This window comes from Pseudonocardia terrae, from assembly GCF_021343995.1.
Lineage (GTDB): Bacteria > Actinomycetota > Actinomycetes > Mycobacteriales > Pseudonocardiaceae > Pseudonocardia > Pseudonocardia terrae.
Genome location: NZ_JAJTTE010000039.1, coordinates 1 through 21,938, shown reverse-complemented (window position 1 = coordinate 21,938; position 21,938 = coordinate 1). Strand labels below are relative to the sequence as shown.

Annotated in this window: 22 protein-coding genes and 1 tRNA gene; 8 read left to right on the top strand and 15 right to left on the bottom strand. The window is 68.7% G+C overall.

The window, feature by feature from the left end; translation table 11 throughout:
• The first annotated feature begins 50 nt into the window (after positions 1-50).
• Positions 51-638 (top strand): hypothetical protein, encoded by a 588-nt coding sequence (locus LWC33_RS23685; RefSeq protein WP_233306651.1) that lies wholly within the window; start codon positions 51-53, stop codon positions 636-638.
• On the opposite strand, the gene mobF is transcribed toward LWC33_RS23685, so the two are convergent.
• From mobF to LWC33_RS23650, 7 genes are all read right to left on the bottom strand, one after another.
• Entirely contained in the window at positions 635-4,882 is a 4,248-nt protein-coding gene (gene mobF, locus LWC33_RS23680) for a MobF family relaxase (RefSeq protein ID WP_233306650.1), read from the bottom strand. The genes LWC33_RS23685 and mobF overlap by 4 nt on opposite strands.
• A gap of 85 nt (positions 4,883-4,967) precedes the next feature.
• A complete protein-coding gene (locus LWC33_RS23675; protein WP_233306649.1) occupies positions 4,968-5,618 on the bottom strand; it encodes a hypothetical protein in 651 nt (216 codons plus the stop codon).
• Positions 5,615-7,444 (bottom strand): type IV secretory system conjugative DNA transfer family protein, encoded by a 1,830-nt coding sequence (locus LWC33_RS23670; RefSeq protein ID WP_233306648.1) that lies wholly within the window; start codon positions 7,442-7,444, stop codon positions 5,615-5,617. The genes LWC33_RS23675 and LWC33_RS23670 overlap by 4 nt, the downstream gene beginning before the upstream one ends.
• On the bottom strand, positions 7,441-8,082 hold the full coding sequence (locus tag LWC33_RS23665) for a DUF2637 domain-containing protein (protein WP_233306647.1): 642 nt from the start codon (positions 8,080-8,082) through the stop codon (positions 7,441-7,443). Before LWC33_RS23665 ends, LWC33_RS23670 begins: the two co-directional genes overlap by 4 nt.
• An 18-nt stretch (positions 8,083-8,100) precedes the next feature.
• The gene (locus LWC33_RS23660) at positions 8,101-8,328 is read right to left on the bottom strand and encodes a hypothetical protein (RefSeq protein ID WP_233306646.1); all 228 of its coding nucleotides are present in this window, start codon (positions 8,326-8,328) and stop codon (positions 8,101-8,103) included.
• Between the two features lie 30 nt (positions 8,329-8,358).
• Complete coding sequence (locus LWC33_RS23655; RefSeq protein WP_233306645.1) at positions 8,359-8,670, bottom strand: WhiB family transcriptional regulator; 312 nt, start codon at positions 8,668-8,670, stop codon at positions 8,359-8,361.
• Positions 8,657-8,926 (bottom strand): helix-turn-helix domain-containing protein, encoded by a 270-nt coding sequence (locus LWC33_RS23650; RefSeq protein WP_233306644.1) that lies wholly within the window; start codon positions 8,924-8,926, stop codon positions 8,657-8,659. The genes LWC33_RS23655 and LWC33_RS23650 overlap by 14 nt, the downstream gene beginning before the upstream one ends.
• Positions 8,927-9,071: 145 nt before the next feature.
• Here LWC33_RS23650 and LWC33_RS23645 point away from each other — a divergent pair, with 145 nt between their 5' ends.
• Positions 9,072-9,422, top strand: a complete 351-nt coding sequence (locus LWC33_RS23645; RefSeq protein WP_233306643.1) for a winged helix-turn-helix domain-containing protein — start codon at positions 9,072-9,074, stop codon at positions 9,420-9,422.
• A 236-nt stretch (positions 9,423-9,658) separates the two neighbouring features.
• Positions 9,659-11,041 (top strand): NsdA family TPR-like regulatory protein, encoded by a 1,383-nt coding sequence (locus tag LWC33_RS23640; RefSeq protein ID WP_233306642.1) that lies wholly within the window; start codon positions 9,659-9,661, stop codon positions 11,039-11,041.
• Here the strand turns inward: LWC33_RS23640 and LWC33_RS23635 are convergent.
• Both LWC33_RS23635 and LWC33_RS23630 read right to left on the bottom strand, forming a co-directional pair.
• Entirely contained in the window at positions 11,035-11,925 is an 891-nt protein-coding gene (locus LWC33_RS23635) for a phosphotransferase family protein (protein WP_233306641.1), read from the bottom strand. The two genes, LWC33_RS23640 and LWC33_RS23635, sit on opposite strands and share 7 nt — an antisense overlap.
• Before the next feature lie 91 nt (positions 11,926-12,016).
• Positions 12,017-12,265, bottom strand: coding sequence for a hypothetical protein (locus LWC33_RS23630; RefSeq protein ID WP_233306640.1), 249 nt, complete (start codon positions 12,263-12,265; stop codon positions 12,017-12,019).
• A gap of 83 nt (positions 12,266-12,348) precedes the next feature.
• Here LWC33_RS23630 and LWC33_RS23625 point away from each other — a divergent pair, with 83 nt between their 5' ends.
• From LWC33_RS23625 to LWC33_RS23615, 3 genes are all read left to right on the top strand, one after another.
• Entirely contained in the window at positions 12,349-12,534 is a 186-nt protein-coding gene (locus LWC33_RS23625; RefSeq protein WP_233306639.1) for a MerR family DNA-binding transcriptional regulator, read from the top strand.
• 358 nt (positions 12,535-12,892) lie between these two features.
• On the top strand, positions 12,893-14,518 hold the full coding sequence (locus LWC33_RS23620; protein ID WP_255692619.1) for an ATP-dependent nuclease: 1,626 nt from the start codon (positions 12,893-12,895) through the stop codon (positions 14,516-14,518).
• The gene (locus LWC33_RS23615; RefSeq protein WP_233306637.1) at positions 14,518-16,176 is read left to right on the top strand and encodes a UvrD-helicase domain-containing protein; all 1,659 of its coding nucleotides are present in this window, start codon (positions 14,518-14,520) and stop codon (positions 16,174-16,176) included. The genes LWC33_RS23620 and LWC33_RS23615 overlap by 1 nt, the downstream gene beginning before the upstream one ends.
• Before the next feature lie 226 nt (positions 16,177-16,402).
• Here the strand turns inward: LWC33_RS23615 and LWC33_RS23610 are convergent, their stop codons facing one another.
• The gene (locus LWC33_RS23610) at positions 16,403-16,915 is read right to left on the bottom strand and encodes an Rv3235 family protein (protein WP_233306636.1); all 513 of its coding nucleotides are present in this window, start codon (positions 16,913-16,915) and stop codon (positions 16,403-16,405) included.
• Between the two features lie 710 nt (positions 16,916-17,625).
• Between LWC33_RS23610 and LWC33_RS23605 the strand changes: the two genes are divergently transcribed.
• Positions 17,626-18,147: a DUF4352 domain-containing protein gene (locus LWC33_RS23605; protein WP_233306635.1), complete on the top strand. Its 522-nt coding sequence runs from the start codon at positions 17,626-17,628 to the stop codon at positions 18,145-18,147.
• 56 nt (positions 18,148-18,203) lie between these two features.
• Here LWC33_RS23605 and LWC33_RS23600 read toward each other — a convergent pair whose 3' ends face one another.
• From LWC33_RS23600 to LWC33_RS23585, 5 genes are all read right to left on the bottom strand, one after another.
• On the bottom strand, positions 18,204-18,386 hold the full coding sequence (locus LWC33_RS23600; protein WP_233306634.1) for a hypothetical protein: 183 nt from the start codon (positions 18,384-18,386) through the stop codon (positions 18,204-18,206).
• Between the two features lie 224 nt (positions 18,387-18,610).
• A complete protein-coding gene (locus LWC33_RS35390) occupies positions 18,611-18,745 on the bottom strand; it encodes a hypothetical protein (RefSeq protein WP_255692618.1) in 135 nt (44 codons plus the stop codon).
• Between the two features lie 119 nt (positions 18,746-18,864).
• Positions 18,865-20,688, bottom strand: a complete 1,824-nt coding sequence (locus LWC33_RS23595; RefSeq protein WP_233306633.1) for a tyrosine-type recombinase/integrase — start codon at positions 20,686-20,688, stop codon at positions 18,865-18,867.
• Positions 20,689-20,780: 92 nt separating this feature from the next.
• Positions 20,781-20,852 (bottom strand) — tRNA-Val (locus tag LWC33_RS23590).
• Positions 20,853-20,885: 33 nt separating this feature from the next.
• A complete protein-coding gene (locus tag LWC33_RS23585) occupies positions 20,886-21,344 on the bottom strand; it encodes a peroxiredoxin (RefSeq protein ID WP_233306632.1) in 459 nt (152 codons plus the stop codon).
• Positions 21,345-21,477: 133 nt separating this feature from the next.
• Here LWC33_RS23585 and LWC33_RS23580 point away from each other — a divergent pair, with 133 nt between their 5' ends.
• Positions 21,478-21,888, top strand: a complete 411-nt coding sequence (locus LWC33_RS23580) for a VOC family protein (RefSeq protein ID WP_233306631.1) — start codon at positions 21,478-21,480, stop codon at positions 21,886-21,888.
• The last annotated feature ends 50 nt before the right edge of the window (positions 21,889-21,938 follow it).

Sequence of the window (21,938 nt, the reverse complement as noted above, 5' to 3'; positions counted from 1 at the left end):
GTGATCGAAAGTCCGCTGCGCTGTCGGAGATCGGGCGCATACTCAGCGGCATGACGTGGACGCCGGACGAGCCGCCCTGGGCGGTCCCGCCGCGCGCCCAGATCGCCGACCTCCACTGGTTGGCCTACGGCGACGCCACCGAATCGGGCTCGCCGTCCGCGGCAGGCGTCGTCGCGGCAGTCGCCTGGGCACGCGGCGGCCAGCAGGCTCCGGTCAGTGGTCGTACCGAGCAGCCGGTCACCCGCGCGGTGGCGGAGATGGAGCTCTGGGCCGCCCGCACGGTCATATCGCCGGACTCCCCTCTCCCGATCGACGCGTTGCCCGACGAGCTCGGCGTCGCCTACTGCCCTCCACAGCAACTCGATCCGCAGAGAGCTGCCGGAACGTCGGCGGCGTTGAGCTGGCTGCTGGGCAAGACGGCTACTCCCCCGCTGCCCCTGCCCGCCCGACGGCCGGACGGCCAGCTGGTCGAGGCGCAGGAGCTGGTCGACGCGGCGATGGCGGCCGAGCCGTACAAGACCTGGGGTCCCGAGGAACGTCATGCGGCACGGAACGACGCGAGGGCGACGGTCGAGCGGTCGCGACGGTTGATCGCGCGGATCGCGTCGGTTCAGGAGCGGGTGCGGCGCACCGGTTAGCGCTCGGCGACGGCGTCCCATTCGAAGGTCTCCTCTCGTGTGTCCTGCCAGGTGTTGGGCTGTCGGATTGCCTCGTCCTCTGCCTCGCACTCGGCATCGGCCGCCTCGCGTGCGGCGATCTCGGCGAGGGCAAGCTGTGCGCGAGCCACAGCGGCGGTCGTCTCGTCGGCGGTCGGAATCCGCTCGGTCGGGAGATCGACTATCTCGCTGCGGTCGGCCTCGCCCACCTCGCGTAGGTCCTGTACGTCGGTCTCCGGACCACGCGCGACGTCATCGAGGACAAGGGATTCGTCGGCGACGTCGAGTTCGGTGATCTCCCGGTGCTGGTCCTCGTCGCGCTGCTCGGCGAGGTGCAGGGCGAGCCACTCCTCGGCAGTGACCTGATCCGTGGGGTGGGCGAGGTCGACGCCACGAGCGCCGAGCTCGACGCGGGCTCGCTCGGCCCGGTCCCGGGTTGCAGCGGTATGGGCGTACCAGGTCGCGCGGGCCTGGTCGGCGATCTCCAGCTGAGCGGCTTGCTCGGCGAGAGACTCGGCCTCGGCACGGGCCTGCGCAGCCGCGGCCCGGAGCTGCTCCTGCTCGGCCTCATCGGTGGCGGCGTCCGCGTGCGCGTCCCAGATCTCCGCGTCCGCCTTGGCCTTCGCGGCCGTCTGGTGAGTCTGGTCGAGTTCGTCGCCGACCCAGCGGGGTGCCCACGCGGTCTCGCGTTCGTAGGCGCGGACGCGCATGCGCAGCTGCCCGTCCGTGAGGTCGGCTTCCTCGGCTCCGGCGTCGGGGAGGTCCAGCGCGTTGTGCGCGGCGCGGAACAGCGCCGCGGCTTCGGCCATGCCGGCGGCGGGTGCAGGGCCGAGCGGGTCGTGCTGGTCGGTGTGCCCGGCGAACTCGCGGTAGGCCGCGGCCCATCCGGCTAGGCGTTCCCACTCGGCCCGTTCGACGACGTTGCCGGGTACCGGTCCGAGGGCCGTCCTCGCCCAGGCCGGTGGTTCCTGGGCAATGTCGGCACCCAGCTCGTGGCGTCGGAGATCGACGGCGTCGGCCCGGTCTCGCAGCCACGTGGCCCAGCTCCCGGTGGCATCGCGGGGCACGAGGTCCGCCGCGGACTCGATCTCGGGCGTCAGGCGGCCATGAAAGGTGGTGGTGATTCGGTGATGCAGGACCTGGGCAGGTGAGCGGGCGTCGTCGAGGCTGCGCCCGTCGATCGCGCTGGCGAGCACCGCGGCGGGGTCGTGGCCGGCGAGCTCGGCGGTGCGAAGCAGACGGTCCAGGGAACCGAGGGCTTCGTCGGCCGCAAGCCGCTCGCGAATCTTCGGTGCGAGCATCCCCTCCGCGGCGAGCTGGTCGAGGGTGGCGGCAGTCCGTCCCGCGGTCACGTGCGAGACGCCCTCGACCAGCTGCCCGGCGTGGGTCAGCGCCGACCGGGCGGTGATCTCGGCCTGCTCACGTTCGGCGAGTGCGGTCTGGTCGGCCTTCGCGGCGCGAAGGACGTCCGCCAGCACGGCGCGGGCTGTCCGCGGTTCGGTGTCGAGCGCCTCGCCCGGCATCGCGTCGGGTGCGGTCGTGCGGGTCACGGTCCAGGCGGTGTTGTGCTCCCGGCCTCGGGTCAGGGCGACGTAGAGCGAGGACGCGTTCGTGCCGGGTGCGAGCACGGCGTGGCAGGTGTCGACGGTCCGGCCCTGCGCGGCATGCACCGTGCTGGCGTAGGCCAGGGCCAGGTCCGAACGGACGTAATCGGCCGGTAGCTGGAGCGCGTCGCCACCGGCTACCGGTGCGACGGTGAGCCCACCGTCCTCGCGTAGGGCCGTGACGCGATAGGTGCTCCGGTTGATCGGCGCTTGCCTGTTGCCGGCGAAGCCGATCACGTTCCAGCCGTTGCGGCGGGCCTGCACGAGATCTCCGACCCCGGCGACGGTGCCCTGCATGCCTAGCTCGACGCCGGCCGCCTCGACATGGCCAAGGTCGACGAGCTGCGCGCGGAGGGCGGCGCTGACCCGCGCGGCGGCGTCGTTGCTCCCGACGATGAGGATCGAGTCCCGGCCGCCGAGGGTGTCGGCCATCCATGCCCGCGCGGCCGCTGTCTCGGCTTGGTCGGCCGTGCCGGCGTCGATGAGCCGGCCGTGCCGTTGGTACGCCTCCAACGCATCGGGATTTTGCTCGCGCAGTCGAAGCGACGCACCTCGTTCCCAGTCGGCCGAGAATCGGCGGACCTCGCCGAGCTGGTGGGTCAGGCCGCGCTCGGCGACGTCGGACAGCGCCCCGCCCGGGCCGACCGCACCGAGCTGCGCCGGGTCGCCGACGAGCAGGAGCTTGGCGCCCGCCGCATCGCAGCGCGCCACGATGTCGGTCAGGTCCCCGCTCGACGCCATCCCGGCCTCGTCGACCACGACCATGTCCCCGTCCCGCAGCACCATGTCGCCGGGGACGTCCCGGAGCCAGCGGGCGATGTTCGTCGCGCGCAGGCCCTCCTCGCTCAGGAGGTCGGCAGCAACCTGCGAGGGCGCCAAGCCGATCACCCGCCGTCCGGCCTCGGTCCAGGCCTCGGTCAGCGCACCGACGGTGAAGGTCTTACCGGTTCCCGCGGCGGCCGCAAGCACCTCGACCCGGGCGCCGGAGGTCAGCACACCGCGCACGGCAGCTGCCTGGTCGGCGCCGAGCTCGTGCCCAGACTCGGCGAACCGAGTCACCACCGTGTCCGCCTCATCCGCGGAGAAGATCGGAGCCCCGCGTAGGACAGCACTGCGCCGTAGCATCCGCTCGGCGGCGAGCTGACCGGGCGCGCTGTACCGGTCAGCGCCTGGCCGCTGGAACATCGACTGACCGTCGGCGCGCCGCAGCTCGGCGGGCAGCTCGTCGAGTACGGGCGGCGGCGTGATCGGGACGGCCTGCTCGAGTGCGGTGTCGGTGAGCCGCTCGAGCAGCGGCCGCACCTGATCCGGGCGCAGGCCGAGGTGGCCCGGCAGCTCGTCGGACACCGCCCGCATCAAATCCGACCGCGACCAGGACGCGCGCGTGGTGCTCACATTGGCCACGGCCCGCTCGACGACGTCCTGCACCGACCACTCCCCAGGCGCGCTCGGATGTTGGCCGCGAGCCAGAACGTCGTGCGCCACCTGGTTCAGCCCGCCGGCCACGGCCTGGCGAGCCTCGGCCTCCCACCGGTCGAGCCGCTCGCCGAGCGACTCCCCGCCGTTCGACTTCGCAGCCCGGGTGGCGAGGGTGGCCTGCTGAGCCAGCCGGGTGCGCTCGAGCGGCGACGGGTCACGCCCGAAGCGGGCGGTGAAGGCGTCGATCAGCTCCCGGGTGTGGGCGGTAATGGCGTGCCGGCGGGAGGAGAACAGCTCCAGCAGCTCCGAATCGATGCCGACGACCTCCCGCGCCCGCCCGTCCGGGCGGGTGGCCAGCTCCACCCCGAGCGTCCGCGCGAGGTGAGCCTCCATGACCCGCTCGGCGATCGCGCCCGCCGCACCCCGGTGTGTGTGGATGGTGCGGGAGTCCAGCGCCCGCCACTTCCCGTCGGCAGCCTGGACCCGGTTGAGGATCGCGTTGTGCACGTGCAGTTGCGGGTCGCGATCGCGGGAGTCGTGCTGCAGGAACTGGGCAACGACGAACTCGTGGGCGTCGATCCACCGCCCGCCCCCACCACCGTGGTGACCAGCGCGGGCGTACCCAGCGGCGTCCTGGAGGTAGTCCAGCCCGGCCCGGGCACCCGCAAGCACCGCGTCCTCCACCGCCCGCTGATGCGCCGCCCACGCCGCACCCGCCCGCTCGTCCCCCGCCGCCCGGGCGTCGTTGGCGGCCCGCTCGAACGCCACCCCGAGCACCGTCACGCTCTTCGGCGCGGAGAAGGTCGCGTCGATGAACGCCACGGCCTGCCGCGACGACACCTCGGCTTGCGTGCGCAGCTCGGCCCGCCGCTCCGGTCCCGCCTGCGGCTCGGCAGCCACCAGCTCGGCGTAGATCTGCTCGGGCGAGCGGAACTTCTTGTGAGGCGCGGCCAGTGGCGCCGCCTGCCCCCAGGTCGACCGCGACGCTGTCGCCGGATCACAAGGATCGAGCAGGTGCGTGTACACGGCCTCCATCAGCTCGGCGTCGACCTGTCCGGCCAGCCCGAGCCGTTCCGCACCGGCGCCGTACCAGAGGCCGGCAGGCTCGCCCGTGGCGACGGCACCGGTGTAGTAGCCCTCCCGTCCGCCGGCGACCGGTCCGGTCAGGTAGCCGACGTCGTGGCCGATCGCCAGGCTCAGCACGAGCGCCCTCGCAGTCCCATCGGATCGTGATGCCTAGGTGTGTACAGGGTTTTGATCTTGGGCAGTTGATCTTGTGGTCGCGGGGTCATCGGTGGGCCTTCCGGTGCTGTGCGCGGTCGTGCTGCTCGGCGGCGACGAGCTGGGAGTCGCTCGGCTCGAGCAGCAGACGGCGGGTCGTCCAGGCGTCGGCGACATCGGCGGCAGCTTCGGCGAGCGGGGCGAGCGGCGGCGCTCCGGCCTGCTCGCCTCCCGGTGCGTGGAGGACGAGCTCGCAGCCGCCGACGGCGGCGCGCACTCGCTTGACGACACCGGGACGGAAGCGGTCGTGCCAGTCCCCGATCCGCTGCCAGGAGCCGGCGTTGTCGTCGTAGGCCGCGGCGTGGGCGCCGCGCAGCCACCACAGCTCCTCGACGACGGCGGGGTGCCAGAGCCAGCAGGACGGCAGATCCGCGTCGGGGTAGCGCAGATAGACGGCTTCGACCCACTCGACCAGATCGGCCATCCCGGTCAGGGCCGCCTCCCGGTCGTCGGCGAGCAGCCACCCGCCGCCCACTGATTCGCGCCCGCCGTCTCCCGCTCCGGTCGAGGCGTCGCCCGGTGCTGGGCGCGAACGGGAGAGGCTGGTGACGTCGGCGGCCAGCTGGCGGACCAACGTCTCCAACTCGCCCAGCCGCCGATGGGTTCGCTCCAACGACCGGGCGAGGGCGGTGACCATGGTGTCTCGCTCGTCGGTCATGGCCGCCTCCCCGGCAGCGGCACGACGTTGTCCCGAGCCTCGATCTCGGCCACCGTGGCGTCACGACGACCGACGCCTGCGTCGTGCACACGTCGCGCCAACGGGCCGAACCGATCGGGCCAGCGAACGGCCAGGACGTCGAGCACGGCGATCGCCGCGTTCGCGGTCCACATGCGGACGCGGGCGGCACGTTCTTGTCGGCGTTCGGATCGGGCATGCGCGCGGACGTCGCGCCGCCGCCAGGCCATCCGGACCCGGCCGATGACGGGCGGGATGCCACGGCGGAACACCACGACCTGGCCGGCCGGCAGGTTCGCGATCTGCGCCGGCGCGAGGACCGGGACCCGGCGGACCGTCCGGGACGCGAGCCGGCCGTGGTCGTCGGTCGTCGTGACCGGCTCGTCGCGTTCGCCGGCCAGCGTCGACCAGTACGACAGGTCGTCGCGGTCCCGCGTCCCGCCGAACACCATCACGGCGGCCGTGTTGTTCAGGATGATCGCCGCGCCCGTCTCACCCCAGCGAGCGATCACCTGCGCACGGGACTGGAAGGCGCCGATGATCGAGACGCCGCGCCCGCCCATGTCCGCCGTCCACGACTGCAGAGGCACGGGCGAGATCAGGGCCGCCTCGTCGAGCGCGAGCGTGAGGGGCGGATCGAGCCGCCCACCGGGCCGGACGGCGGCGAGCCGCCGGGCCTCGCGCGCGATGAACCCGGTGAGCGCGCAGACCAGCGGCGCTGCCTGGGTCTCCTCCGCGCCGAGCAGGTAGACCGTGGCTCGGGTGTCGAGCAGATCGGCCACGTCGAACGAATGCGCCCCGCTCGCCGCGCTCGACGCCGCAGGCGAGGTCAGCCACCCGAGCGCCGGCATGATCGTCGAAGTGATCGACGTCCGGGTGCGGTCGTTGGTGGTGACGAACTGCGTGGCGTCCTGCACGTACTCCGGCGCCGGCGACTTGCGCAGCAGCGAAGTGACCTCGCGCTGCGCCCCGTCCGGGTCGGCGACCCAACCGAGCACCTCGCGCATGCTCAGCTCGCCGAGGGCCGCCGCGTGCAGCAGCGCCGCCAACACGCGGCGACCCTGGGTGTCCCAGAACTCGCGATCGCTCCCGCCGGGCGATCCGGCCGCGAGCAGGTCCGTCGCACGTTCGGCCGCCGTCACCGGGTCCGCGCAGCCCGTGAGCGGATCGAACGTGATCGTCGACGAGTGACCGCCCAACCCGACCGCGTTGAACACGTAGACCGGCCCTCGACATCGGCGGAGCGGTGAGGTCAGCTCGAGGAGATCGGTCCGGGTCGACGTGACGACGGCAGCGCCGGGCGCGTCGAGAACCCGTCCGGCCAGCCAGCCGGTCTTGCCCGTCCGAGGCCCGCCGAAGATCAGCGTGACGTCCTCGATCGACGACCACACCCGCTGCAACCCGACCCGGCACAACGCCACCCCGACGTCGTCGGTCCGGAGGCGGCCGCGCTCCCCACGAGGCAGAGCCGCCAGCACCGGCCGCACGGACGCGGCCTTGCGCCGGACCGCGCGGCCCGATGCGACCCGGGCGATGTCGAGAGACGACGCCACCCCGGACTTCCGCCGGGACCGCGCGCCCCACCGCGTCACCTTCGCCGCCGTCCGGCTCCACCGCTGCCAGACCAGTGCGAGTACGACGACGCCGGCAGCCACAAGTGCCCACCACGGAAGCTGCCGCCCCAGGCCCCAGCCCATCAGGAGCGCGGCGAGCGCCAACGTCACCGCGGCGGGCCGAGAGCGCCGCGCCCATGCGACGACCGCACCCACGGCGAGGAGCACGAACAGCAGTACTGATGAGACGGTCACGACGCGTCCTCCTCGAACCGGTCGTCGTTATCGGTGTGGCGGGAGGCGTCGAGCAACTGGCGCGCCTCGTGCTCAGTGACGCCGAGCTCCTTGGCCAACCGGCGGCGTCCAAGACCGCCGGCGATGAGGGCCTGAGCCCGATCCGTCACGGTCGGCTCCGAGACCGGTTCTGCGGTCGCCCACCACCGGGACAACCCATTCCCGTCGAGGTCCGGCAACTCCTCGGGCGACTCATCGACGGCGGGCAGAACCCGACGTCGGCCGACGAGCACCGCCAGGTGCACGACCGCACCGAGCACGGCCGGCGCGATCGCCGACACCACCACGACAACCCACCAGGGCGGCGCCAGCCCGTACGCCTCCAGGCCGTGGCCAAGCGCGTTCGCCGCGACCGACAGCGTCAGCAGCCCGAGTGCGAGGGCCCGAGCGAAGCGCCGGGCGGGCTCGGCGGCCCAGCCGCCGAGCCACACCAACGACCCCGCAGCCGCGCCGGCGTCGACCACGACCGGGAGCAGCCACGCCAACCAAGCGGCGAAGCCACACACCAGCGCCAGGTCGCGCAGCGCGGCGAAGGACAGCACGGCAGCGGCGACCGCCACGATCAGGAGCAGGGCGAACAGCCCACCTCGTGCGGTCACCGCGCACCGCCCTCACGATCAGCGAGATGCACCGGAGCCCTCCTGGTTGAGGACCGGCGTCGCCGCGTCGTCGACCGTGGAGAAGAAGCCCGCGACGGCGTCGGGCACGCCGCGCCCGACGGGCGTCGCGACGAACAGGGCGAGCGCCACGACGGTGAAGGCCACGGCTCCCGACGGCACGCGTGCCTTCGCGCAGATGAAGGCTCCGACCAGTGCGAAGAAGATCAGTACCCCGACGCCGTCCACCCCAACGGTCCTTTCCTCGTGCGTCTGTGGTCATGCCGCTCGCCTCCGGCGCCGCCAACGCGGGATTCGGAACCCGCCATCGCGCAGAACACGGACGAGCCGAAGCCGCTCCCGGTAGGTCAGGCCGCCCCAGATCCCGTGCGCCTCCCCGGTCGCGATCGCCGTTGCGAGGCATTCGGGCTGGACGGGGCACGACCGGCAGGCCGCCTTCACCTGCCCCGCCGGCTGGCGGTCCTCCGGGAAGAAGAGATCGGCGTCGATCTCCCGACAGGTGGCGAACACCCGCCAGTCCGGGTCGACCTCGTGGACGAAGAGGGCGGAGAAGAGCTCAGCCGCGCCCATCGGCCACCTCCTCGGCGGCGGCGAGCGTCCACTCCGCGACGTCGACCGTGCGGTGTCCCGCAACCGCGGCCTCGGTCATCGCCTCGAGCGCCCTGGCCGGCACGACGATCCGACCGCGGATGCGCAGGGCCGGGAACTCCCCGTCCTGGATCGCGCGGTAGACCGTCATCTCCGACGCGCCGAGCATCCGCGCCGTCGCGGCCACGCTGTAGAAGGCCGGCGCGACCGAGTTCTCGCTGTGCTGCTGCTTCCTCACTTGTCCTCCTCAGGACGACCGAATCCAACCATATGCACATAGTGCACTTGACGTAGTAGGAGTGGTGACACGCCTGTGGATGGGCGTGTCGTGGAAGGTGAGGGCGCCGCCCGGCAAGATGCCGGGGACGACGCGAGGAGGGTCGGTGGCGAGGCGCCCCAAGTACCAGCAGATTGCGGACGACCTGCGCGGCAAGATCCTGAACGGGACGTACGCCGTCGGGGACCTGCTGCCCTCCACATCGACCCTGATGGCGACCTACGAGGTCTCCGTGACCGTCGCCCGCGCCGCGATCAAGCAGCTGCAGACGGACGGCCTGGCCGAGGGCCAGCCCGGCAAGGGCGTGTACGTCTCAGGCGAGCCACAGCCGACGACGCCATCAGCGGAGTTCGTCGAGATCAGTCAGCGGATCGACGAGCTCCGGGAGGCTCTCGACGCGGCGATGGCCCGGCTCGACGCTCGGGTGGCCGCGCTCGAGAAGACGATCCGTCGCTGACGGTCCGCCTCAGGTCGTCGAGCCTCGCGACGAACAACTCCGCCCACTGCCGGACCTTGATTCCGAGCCGAGCGAGCTCCTCGTACAGCGCGGCCTTCTCGGCCGGCCGCAACGGTTCCCCGCCGATCGTCTCTTGCCGTCCCTCGTCCACGTGATCCACTCTGGCCTTCACGAACGGCCCACGGCAGGGCGCACATGGGGGCACACTCGGACGCCCGGGGCGCAGAGGGAGGTCGATGGCCGCGAACGAGCAGCTCAGCGCTCTGCTGCGCGAGGCCGGCTTCCTCGACCGCGACGGTGCCGTGGGGCGCAAGCGTTTCGCCCGAGCGGTCATGGCGATTGCGGCACGGCGGGGCCTGACGCGCGAGTACACGCACACGTACGTCAGCCGCTGGATCAACGGCACCGTCCCTCGTGACGAGGAGACGAGGGCGTGCATCCTCCAGGCTCTCGGCGAACGCCTCGGACGCGAGGTCCATCCCGACGAGGTCGGCTTCGCCGGCGCGAGCGTCTCCCCTGACGTCGGCCTGTCCTATCCGGACGACGTCGCCGACTCGGCGTCGACGCTCGCAACCTTGCTCCAGGCGGACCTCGACCAGACCGGCTTGGTCGTCGCCTCACCTGTGAACCCTGCGGCGTGGAGTGACGCGTCGTTGTCCTGGCTCGTCGGAACACGAAGCGCTCGCGACGAAGGACCGGGCACGGTCGGTGCGAGCGACGTCGAGCGCATCCGACAGACGCGGCTGACCTTCGCGATGCTCGACAACCGCTTCGGCGGCGGCCACACACGGCGAGCCCTGATCTCCTACCTCCGCGACGACCTACCGAAGACGCTCCGAGCGTCGACCTCCCCCGCCGTGCAGCAGGAGTTGTTCGCGGCCAGCGCCGAGATCACCCAACTCGCCGCCTGGAGCTCTTACGACGTCGGGCACCACGGGCTGGCCCAGCGGTACTTCATTCAAGCGCTCGCTCTCGCCGACGCCGCCGACGATCGGAGCCTCGCGGCGAGCATTCTCGACGCGATGAGCCACCAGGCGACCTACCTCGGGAAGTTCCGCGAGGCGGCCACCCTCGCCCGGGCAGCCGCCCTCGGCACCAACTCGCTCGGCGTGCCTGTCCTGAGCGCGCATTTCCGCGTGATGGAGGCCCGGGCGCTCGCCAGGCTCGGCGACGCCACCGGTTGCGACGCCGCGCTGAGTGACGCCACGACGCAGTTCGAGCGGCACTCCACTGGCGACGGTCCGGAGTGGATCCAATACTTCGACGAGACCGAGTTCGCGGCAGAGCTCGGGCACTGCCACCGCGACCTCGGCCGACCGTCGGAGGCGATCCGGTGGGCAGCCCAGGCCGTCGAGGGCGCGACGGGCGAGTACCTGCGGAGCGACTTCTTCGCAACGATGGTCCTCGCCCAAGCACAACTCGACGCCGGCGAGGTCGAGACCGGCTGCGAGACCGCACTTCGCGCGCTGGACATCGGTGAGGAGCTGCAGTCGACCCGCTGCGCGAGCTATGTCGGGGAGCTGCGCCAGCGACTCCCCCACTTCCGCGGCAGTCGGGTGCTCGCCGACTTCGTCGAGCAGGCCCGCACCCGCAGGCTCTGGCGGCAGGCGGATCAGTAGGCCGACCAGTCCCGACGGCTCGTCCCGGCCCGGATCGCCGCGATCCGTTTCGCCGCCTCCGCTGCTGACTTCTCGGACTCCGCGGCCTGCCGACTGAGCCACGCCGTCATGGCGACCTCGCGCATGTCGGCGAGCTGCTCATAGCCCTCCCACTGCAGCAGGTCGTACCCGTAGACGTCGACGAAGGTCTCGTACTCGTCGCGCGTGTGCCAGCCCAGCCGATCGTAGAAGAGCGCAGTCTGGATCAGGTCCCACTCGCGCGGCCCGACGGCGAAGCTGTCCAGGTCGATCAACACCGGCCGGCCGTCGCGGCCCAGGATGACGTTGCCGACGTTCGCGTCCCCATGGATCACGCCGCGCGGCAGGGCGAACGGCAGCCCGTCGAAGGTCTCCCGCGCCCAGCGGTAGCGCTCCTGCAGTAAGGCCGCGTCGCCCTCCTCGAGTCCGGGGAAGGACGGCAGCGGGGCATCGGGCGCACCAAAGGGCTGCAGTCTCGGGAGATCGACGGAGGCCGGCGCGTCGAGCTCGTGCAGCCGCCGGATGAGCGCGGCCACGTCGGCAATGCCGGCGTAAGTTTCCCCGTCGGAGACCGACTTCCAGAACGTCACGAGACGGTCGCCCACGACGACGGGCTGCTCGACGTCGACGACCTGCGTGGCGGGGTAGTCGAGCCCCTCCAGCCATCGCGCGACGGCGACCTGACGCTCCACCGCTTCAGCCTTGGCCCGGGGGCGAGAGACGCGCGCGATCACGCGGTTCGGCAGCCGGAAGACCGCGTTGGAGCCGTACCGGATCAGCTCGCCAGGCTCGTCGTCGAGCCGGACCTTCTGCGCCGCCGCGTGCAGCACCGCCGCCGGGTCGTCCTGCTCGGCCTGGTCCGTCATGCCCGCGTCGCTGATCGCGCACCTCAATCTCTCGTCCTGGAACCCGTCCGCGGCGCTGCCGATTCGAGCCTACGGCTGCGCGACGCGCGCGTCAGTCCGTCGGATACAGCCGGCGGGTGAACGAACGGGGCTGCTCATCGCCTCCGACGAACCACGCGACCGACTGTCTCGTCCCGAGCCGGCCGACGCGGAAGCTGGTCACGGACGTCGAGAGCACCCGGTCGTCGAGCGACCGCGACCGGGCATACTCGCGCGCCTCGGCCTCGGACCCGAAGATGACCTCGACCGCTCCGACGTCGTCCGGCCTCGTCGCGTGGACCGAGTAGACCGTGTCCGCCAACCCGCCTCCTTCAACTACGTCAATCTACGACATAGTACGACGAGCAGTGCCACGAACTGGATCAGCTGCATAGCCTGCGTGTCGTGGCACGGCTGGTGACGAGCGGGCAGCTCGCCAAGGAGCTGGGCCTCAGCCTGCGGACGATCCAACGCTACATCGCCAGCGGGGCCATCACGCCCGAGCTACGAACGCCGGGTGGGCACACGCGGTGGGATCCCGAGAAGGTGCGAGATGAGCTCCGGTCGCTGACCAACGACGGTCAAGACTGAGGTCCATCAGACGCAGCATCGGTTCGCCACCGAGCCTCTGCCGGCAGGAGCTTCGACAGGCCAAGGACTTCGAGCAGACCAAGCAGCCTGTCCGCTCAGCACCTACAGGCGGCGCTACAGCAATAGCGCCTCGCGGACAGCAGCGCTTAGCCACGTCCCTGGACGCACTTGCTGCGAGCTAGTCAACCTCTGCGCGGACGCACCGCTCCGGCATCATCAAGAGTAGGTAAGGACGACCTATCGAACTAGTGCTGGCGTAATACACGAAGTCTCGGCAGCGATCACATCACCGGGCTGTAGTCACCGCGCTCCGCACAGTCATCACGGCCGCCTGAGAAATGGGAGATTTCGACCTTCGATGAAGATCGTTCGCATCATGATCGAGAACCACAGCCGAATTGCTGACATTAACCTGCAGATACGAGAACACGCCATCTTCGTTGGCGCTAACGATGTTGGCAAGACATCACTTCTGCGCGTACTGAATCTCGTACTCGGATGCTCAACATCCCAACTGTATCAGGCTCTTACAATTCGAGACTTGCGTCAGATCGATCGCCCATTTGTCACGGAAATCGAATTCGCCGACCTGAAACACTCCGAGTGGACCGTTTTCCCTCATGAGACGACCATCAGTCCCGATGACCACTCTGCGACACTAACAGTTCGCATGGAGATCGAAGCAGATCCCGCCGACCACGAATCGGTCACAATTCGACGGTGGTTCCCCGACGCCGGAAGCGATCGGTCGCTTTCGCGAGAACAACAAGCCGCTTTTGGATGGAGATACCTACCCGCGTCTAGGACTGCCTCATCCAGCCAAATCGATGGACCGAATAGTGCGCTGCAGGCATTACTCAATGGCCTTGAACTCGGCGAGGAACAAGAGAAGCTCCGATCACTACTCGTCGACTTCAACGCCAGCCTGCGTACAAGTGAGGCCCTCGAAGCGCTCAGAGATGATATTGCGAAGCACCTCTCCCGCGCGATGCCGCGAGCGGTAGTGAAGGAAGAGCTGCTCGTGAGAACTGCGAGTGACCCAACGGCATCGGTGTTGCGTGATGTCTCACTGTTCTTCGACCGCGATGGGGAGCAGACGCCAATCACACAACAGTCAGACGGTTTGCGGCAGCTGCTACTCATGACCCTGTTCGATCTAGCAGAAAACTCGGCCCACACCGTCGCAATCGACGAGCCCGAGCTTCACTTGCATCCTTCGAGCCAGAGAACTCTTGCAACCCTACTGCAGAATACCCGAAATCAGAAGCTGATTGTCACACATTCACCGTATGTAGTGCAGCAATTCGACCCATCACTCGTCATCACGATCACGGCAGACGGGAACTGTCACCAGATCGCGCCTGATCGTCGAAACGCAATCGAGCGAGTTCTAGCTCACTGGTGGTCAGCACGGCTCATCGAGGTTCTGACTGCACGACACGTGGTCGTAGTCGAGGGAATCGCAGATCGGATAGTTGTCGAGCGAGCGGCGCAGGTTCTGGGCATCAACCTCGACAGGCTAGGCGTAGTTGTCTTTGAAATCGACGGGGCAGACAAGTTCCCGAACGTCTTCAAGCTAATTGGTCCAGATGGATTCTGCATCCCCACCTATGGCCTTGTAGACGAGAAGGAGCAGGGCCGTTGGCTAGGTGCCTTCGGCGGGAAGCCGAAGAATATACTGAACAAGAAGCTATGGGTTTGCAAGCCCGACCTGGAAGGCGAGTACGTGGGCGGCCTGGGCGGTACTAGAGTTGCCGAGATCCTGATCAAAGCAGGCGTCTGTCGTGAAAATGCGCTTCTCCAGTCCTGCGACGCATCTACCGTATCTAATCTCTCTGCCGAGAGCGTCGCTGGCTTCTGCCGGGGAAACAAGGTTGCAGCAGCAGTTGCCGTCGGGGAAGCCCTCACAGCGCCGGAAGTCGAGTCCATTACGTCACTTGGCTCTCTGCTCGCATGCTTCAAGCAGATGGAGACAGTCATCTGATGGAGCCGTTGGACGAGCACGACACGATCGCCCGAAGCGACGCTCTCAACCTGTTGGTCATTGCCCCTCCCGGTTGCGGAAAGACAGAGCTACTTGCCAGGCGAACCGCGGTCGTAGTCGAACGCCTTGGAAGGAATCAGAAGGTACTAGCCCTGACATTCTCGAACAAGGCAAAGCAAAATCTCCGGCAGCGAATCTCGGATCTGCTAGGAGGGGCAGCTGCGCGTAGGTTCGTAACTGTTCAGAATTTCCACGGATTGGCCGCAAGCATCGTCCGCGCGCATGGACGAACATTAGGACTAGATCCGAGTTTCGCAATGCCAGGAAAACGTACACTTGCAGCCGCGATAAAGCCCTTCACTGCAGGCCTCAGGTATGACGTAGCGATGGCGAGACAGAACGCAATCGAGATCGCACTTCGCAGGGCGAAGCAGGCACCAAGAACTGATGCCGAGGTAGTCAAGCATCTCGAACTTCTGGGTAACGAATTTGCGCTGATCATCGAGCATAATCGACAACAAGAGGGAACTCTCCACTACGACGACATCTTGCGCCATAGCCACCGTCTACTGAGCATTCCAGCTGTAGCGAATCTCTACCAGCATCATTTTGGCGGTAGCATTGTCGACGAGTTTCAAGATCTATCCGGGCAACAACTCGATCTCGCTATGCTAGCTTCCTCGGGATACCGGACGTTCGCCGGTGACCCCCTTCAAGGTATCTACAGTTGGGCTGGAGCCGATCCAGCGGGCGTCGAAGCTCGACTTCGACAGGTATGTGGAGAACCAAGAAAGCTCCATAGCTCGTTCAGGTCTTCGCCAGCCGTGTTGAAGACCGTCAATACCGTAGCTACTTCCCTGGGCGGCGACTCCCTCCATGCGCATCACCCCGATAGGTGGCAAGACGGTGGTGCTTCGTCTGCTTTGACATTTTCGTCCGGCACAGACGAGGCAAACTGGATCGTCGCGACGACCGGCCAGATTTTGTCGGCGTCGCCACTGGCAACGATAGGAGTCATCGCTAGATCAGCGTGGCGCCGAAAGCAAGTAGATTCTGCATTTGCGAGGAGCGACACCCCTCATACTCAATGGGACCTCGCGCTCGACGATGCCGGCGTAGTTAAAGCTATCCGCGATGCCGCCAAATTGCTGCCGAAGGACTCTTCAATCGAGGCGCTCCGGGCAAAAATTCTCGACAACCTCCCTTTAGACGATTTTGAGGCCTACAACGATCTTCTAGATGCACTGGAACACCTCGAAGCTCTTGCCGAAGGATCGAATTCTGCCTGGGAGGCAGTGCGCCGACTCAAGGTACGCGATCCAAATAGGGCTGTCACTCCAGGAGTACACCTGCTCAATGCCCATACAGGAAAGGGTCAACAGTTCGACTGGGTCTTCATTCCCGGGTTCGAGGGTTTTCACATTCCATCCGGGCAGGCGAAAACTCCGAAGGAGCACGAAGAGGAGAGCCGGGCTCTCTTGGTGATGCTGTCGCGTGCGCGCCACGGAATTATCTTGACGCGCGCTGCGACGTTGGTCTCTAAGAATGGGAAGGTCTACTCGCCTGACGTTAGTAGATTCTGGGGGATCGTTGCCCATTCGTGCACTCTTACGAAGGCCCAGCTAGAAGAGCACATCCATCGAAGCAAAAGCTTCTAGCCAGCCGTTAGACGAACCGCAAGGAATTCGAAAGAGGTGGACGCTTTCAACTCCAACTATAGGGGCCGTCGGCAGACGAATCGTCACCCCAGGTCGGGATGGCCCGTTCCGCGGGCGCGGCGCGACGGCTTCGCCCGGCGCGCGGTGGCAAACAGCACCGCGCGGCAGCTCGACTGCGACCACCCGGAAGGGCCGGGCGAGAAGATCTCGCCCGGCCCCGCCGGGCTTACAGGATCCGGATCGTCGAGCACAGCCACCGATCTAGACCGACGAGGGTGAATGACACGGCCAGGGCCCGGCGCCGTCCCCGGAGCCGGACCGACCCGGCCACCTCCACCGCGCCCTCGTGCGGCTGCGACGGGTGGAAGCTCAGCAGCCGGGCTCCGCCGCGCAGCCCGCTGGCCTCGACCGGCATTGCCCGCAGGTAGCGCAGCACCCGAGGGGCCACTAGGTCGGTGAGCTGTTTAGCCGGGCGGCGCTGGTCGAGCACCTCCATCAGCATCGCCACCGTCCAGTGCGCTTGCCCGATTGCGGCGCGGTCGAGCGGGACCTCGGGAACCGGTTCGCCCGGCGGCAGCTCGGGCGGGGCGTCGGCGAGGGCACGGTGGCCGCAGGTGGGGCACGGCTCGAGGAAGTCCTCGCCGTCGAACACCACCGTGCGCACCGGACGGAGCCCTAGCACCCGACGAAAAGTGTGGTCGTCCTGAGGCATCTCCTTGTGGTCGAGGGTCTGGGACATGGCGGCCTCCAAGAAGGGTCGGCAACCAGCCCGAGCAGCAGATGTTGTTGTTCGTGTTGTGGTGGGCTGGCTGCGGGGCGCGGTGCGAAGCGCCCGCCCTTGTCCTCCGCGCCCGACTCCGCCCGGCGAGGCTCGCGGGCAGGGGCGACCGCCAGGTCGTCGGCGAAGCGATGCGCAGCACCCTTGCCCGTGAGACCGGGCGGAGTAAGCGGCCCACCAGCAGCAGAACAGCCCGGCCGCATGGCCGGTCTTTGACCGAGAGGGACCCGTGCTGGCAAGCAGCGGTGCGTGTTCTTGGCCTCGCGGGGCTCTCGACCGCGGACGTGGCCGCGGTGCCTGTCAGATGAGGTGCGCGAGGCAGGGTGAAGCGAGCTGCCACATCGGCTTGACTGTTATCAACTCGCGATCGACCTGCACGTAACGCGCCGCTTACGTAGGGCGACTCGTTCAGTGACGTCGGGGGACGAAGTGCACGAACGGAGACGCTCCCCCATGTCTCAGCCCTACCCGCCGCAGGGTGGACAGCAGCCCTACGGCCCGCAGTACCCGCACGGCCATTACCAGAATGGGCAGGCGCCCTATCCCGGCCAGCAGCCCTACTACGGACCACAACAGCCGTACATCCCGCAGCAGCGGGCACCGCAGCCGCCCCGAGTCCGGGCAAGAGCATCGGGAAGGCACTGCTGCGGCTGGGCGCCGTCGTCCTCGGGTTGCTGATCCTGGCGGGCATTTTCGGCAGCAGGGGCAACGGCTCGAACTCCTCGTCGTCCGACCAGCCGGCGGCCGGCGGAACAAGCACCGCGACGACCCAAGAAGCCGCTGCCGCCGACACCGGCCCCGCCTTCCCGGGCAAGAAGGAGGGCGACGTCTCGGTTCAGGCTGGTGGGACCGTCACCATCGACGGACTTGCAGTGACATCGACGCCGCTGCGCCGCGGCGCCTCCACCTTCGAGAAGACGCTGTGCACGACGTTGACCTACGCCAACGGCGGCAGCCGCAACACATCCTTCGGGATGTTCGACTACAAACTCCAGGACCCGAAGGGCGCCATCGTCAACCCGACCTTCTTCGGCGGCGGAACCGCACTCGACTCCGGCGATCTCGCGCCAGGCGGCAAGGTGTCCGGCGACGTCTGCTTCGAGGACAAGGCCAACGCCAAAGGCCTCTACATCGTCCTCTACGAGCCGAACATGTTCCTTCGCGATCGAGGCGCTTTCCTCAATCAGCGGTAGCGCGTGAAGTCGGTGGGCACTCACGCCGTCCGAGCCAACAGGTGCCCACCGACTTCTCAAGATCCGCCGAAAACGATCCTCGTTCCCGGCGGGGCCGGGGTGTCCAGGTCGTCGACTACCACGCCGTCGAGCTTGATCACCTTCCGCTCGAGGTGCGCGGCGATCCGCTCCTCCGACAGCATCGCCCCGAGGCGGGTTCGGACCGTCGGGATCTCCTCAGCCTGCTCCGCGTCGCTCACGTCAGGATCAACTTCTTCTGCGCGTCGGCGGATGCCGTCGGCTGGCTCACCTCTTCAGGGCTCATCGGTCAGCTCCGGTAGGTCTGGCCGTTGTAGCGGCGAAGCTTCAACGCCTCCGCCGGCACGAGCTGGTCCACGAGAGTCAGGCCCAGCGAGGGGTTCCGCGACGCCCACATGATGGGGAACGAGACAAGCCCGTACCAGCGCGCGTCGAGCCCGCGGAATCACGAGTGGAGCTCGCCGTTGGCGACGCCGGCGACGTCGAGCACCCCGGGCTTGCTGATGTCGATGTTGCGTCGGCCCTGCGGCCCGTAGATGCACCGCAGGTCGACGTAGACGGGCTTCGCCATCCTGCGCATGGGCACCGCCTCCTACTCGAACGCATGTTCGAGATCGTACGACCCGTGCCCAAGCCTGTCGCCTCCAGCTGCGCCAGATCACTCGTCGGTCGTGGCATGGGAGTCGATAGCCCGAGGTCTCAGGAAGCAGTGCTCGGCGCGACGAACGTGCGGAGACGCTCCTTCAGCTCCGGGTCGGCGACGTCCATGGTGAATTCGCCGAGGTCGCTCGGGTCGCGACCGTCGCGGCGGACGGCGTCGACCAGGAGCTGGCGCAGCTGCGAGGCGTTGTTCGGGTCGGCCTCGGCGGAGAAGTCGGCTATTACGTAACCACGGCGCCTGACCGTGAAGTCAAGAAGCCGCGAAGCGCTCGCCGACGAAGCAGGAGGGGCGGGCACCTCCTCCGCCTCCTGTGATGGCTCCTCGTCGACAGGGGTGCCTGGTCGGTCGTCGATCTCATCGGTCTCGAGGACGATCGGGCGTCCTCCGCTCTTCACCAGGACCAGACCCCACTCCTCGAGGAGCTGCAGAGCCTTGTACACGGTGCCGACGCCAACGCCTTGCTGCTTCGCCAGCGCGTTCACGGCGAGCAGCTGATCGCCGGGCACGAGCTCACCGGTCAGGATCTGCAGGCGGATCGACGAGGCGACCTTCTCGAACGGAAGGCGCGGTGCCGTCTTCGCCCGCTCGCTCGCCGACACAGCCGTCCGGGGCCGCTCCGGCAGCCGCGCCGCGATGCCGGCGGCGGCGCGCTGGTCGGCCTCGGCCAGCCACGCGCTGTAAACCCGGAGCGTCGTGATGCCGCCGCCGCTGTGCCCCAGCCGTCCTGCCACGGTCCGGACGTCCATTCCGGCCGCGATCAGTTCGGTCGCCGAGTAGTGCCGCAGTGCGTGGAAATGCGTCTCGATCCCGAGGCGCTTCGCCATCCGCGTGTAGCGCTGCCCCACCGACGACGGCACCAACGGCTCGCTGCTGTCCGGCGCCTGCGAGAACACGAACCCCTGCCCGGTGAGCAGCTTGCCCACCTGCGCCGCGGCCTGCTCGGCCCGCAGCCGGTGCTCGGCCAGTACCTCGCGCGTCTCGTCGTCGATCGTGACGCGGCGCTGCTGGTGGGTCTTCGTGTCCTTCTCCACCAAGTTGCTGCGGCCATCGGTCGCCAGGGCTCGGCGAATCTCGACCAGGCCCTGCTCGAGGTCCACGTTGCGCCACCGCAAAGCGCACACCTCGCCCCGGCGCGCTCCCGTCGTCATGGTGAACCAGACCAGCGCGCCCCAGTCCGGATCCAACGACGCCTCCTCGATCAGCTTCGCCGCCTCCGCCGGCGTCGGCGGCCGCGGATCCGGCGGCTTCGGCGGCGGCGCTTCCGCCTGGGTCACCGGACTGGTCGCGATCCAGCGCCAGCGCACGGCCTTCTTGAAGGCGGCGTTCAGGATGTGGTGGACGTGCCGGATCGTCGTGTTCGACAGCGGCTTGCACACGTGGGGCCTGCAGCGCTCGTCGCACTCGTGCGCGTGCGGGGTGCGGTGGTCGGTCTGCCGACTCTTCGGTCGGCAGTGGATCCGGCAGCGGCGGAGCTCGGCGTACAGGGAGTCGAGGACGTCGGGGTCGACGGCGCCGGCCTTCCCGTCGCCGATGAACGGGCGGACGTGGTTCTCCAGGTAGCGCGTGTACATCAGGTGCGTACTCGCGCTGACGTCGATCATCTCGAGGTAGCGGTCAAGCAGCTGGTTCACCGTCGCCGACGTGCGTGGGCTCCGGCGCTCGTCGACCTCGTTGAGCATCCGAGTGCGCGCTGCCTCGGCCTCGGCGTGCGCGCGAGGCCCGGGCGGAACGATCTCCACGAGATCGTGTCGCCGCCCGCTGACGGAGTCGACACCTCCGTAGACACGGACGCGATAGGCGCCGCTGGGGAGCCGATCGACGCTGCCGCGGGTCCGCTTGCGGCCGGCCTGAGCACGGGGCATGACCCGAAGCTAGGAACATTCGTGTCATGAACCGTGTCACGACACACCGGTGCTGAGCGTGTCGCGCAGGCGTTCGGCCTGGTCAGAGTCGGTGGGCGCGGCAGGGATCGAACCTGCGACCGCTCGGGTGTAAACCGAGTGCTCTCCCGCTGAGCTACGCGCCCCGGACCCGGGCCGGCGAACGGCCCGGGTGGCGACTACAGCGCCGCGAGGGCCTTCTTCCAGCCCTCCTGGTCGCGGGCCTCGCCGGGCTGGTTGACCTCCGCGAAGCGGACCAGGCCGTCGGTGTCGACGAGGAAGGTACCGCGGACGGCCATGCCGGCGCCCTCGTTGAACACGCCGTAGGCCTTGGCGACCTCGCCGTGCGGCCAGAAGTCCGACAGCAGCGGGAACGTGTAGTTCTCCGCGGTGGCCCACGCCTTGAGTGAGAAGGTGGGGTCGGTGGAGATCGCGAGGATCTGCACGTCGTCGTTCTGGAAGGACGAGAGGTCGTCGCGCACCGTGCAGAGCTCGCCGGTGCAGATCCCCGAGAACGCGAACGGGTAGAAGACCACCAGGACGGCCTTGTCGCCCCGGAAGGACGACAGCGAGACCTCCTGCTTGTCCTGGTCCTTGAGCGTGAAGTCCGGGGCCTTGCTGCCCACCTCGGGTGCCATGCGTCGTTCTCCTCGAAGGCATGCGGGTACCCGCGGCGCGGGCATACGTCGCTGTGAGCCTACTAGGGGGCCTACGGTGGCGAGCGCGGGCGGGACGCCCGGTCCCGGCCGTCGAGCCACCGGGGGGTACGCCATGGCCACCGTCAGCGTCCGGTACATCGTCCACGACGTCGACGCCGCGATCGACTTCTACACCCGCCACCTCGGCTTCACCGAGGTCATGCACCCCGCCCCGACCTTCGCCATGCTGACCCGCGGGGACCTGCGGCTGGCCCTCAGCGCGCCCGGCGGGCCCGGGGGCGGCGGCAGCACGACCACCGACGGCCGGGTCCCCGAGCCGGGCGGCTGGAACCGCTTCACGCTCGAGGTCGCCGACCTGCCCACCCTCGCCGAACGGCTGCGCGCGGCCGGGGTGACCTTCCGCGGTGGGCTGGTGGAGGGGGTTGGCGGCGACCAGGTGCTCGTCGAGGACCCGTCGGGCAACCCGGTCGAGCTGTTCGCGCCGAAGCGGGCCGAGGCCCGCCTCGACCCGACGACGTCCTAGGTGGCTGGTGTCGAACGGTCGGTTCGGCAGTGTGGGCTGCTCGGTTGGCT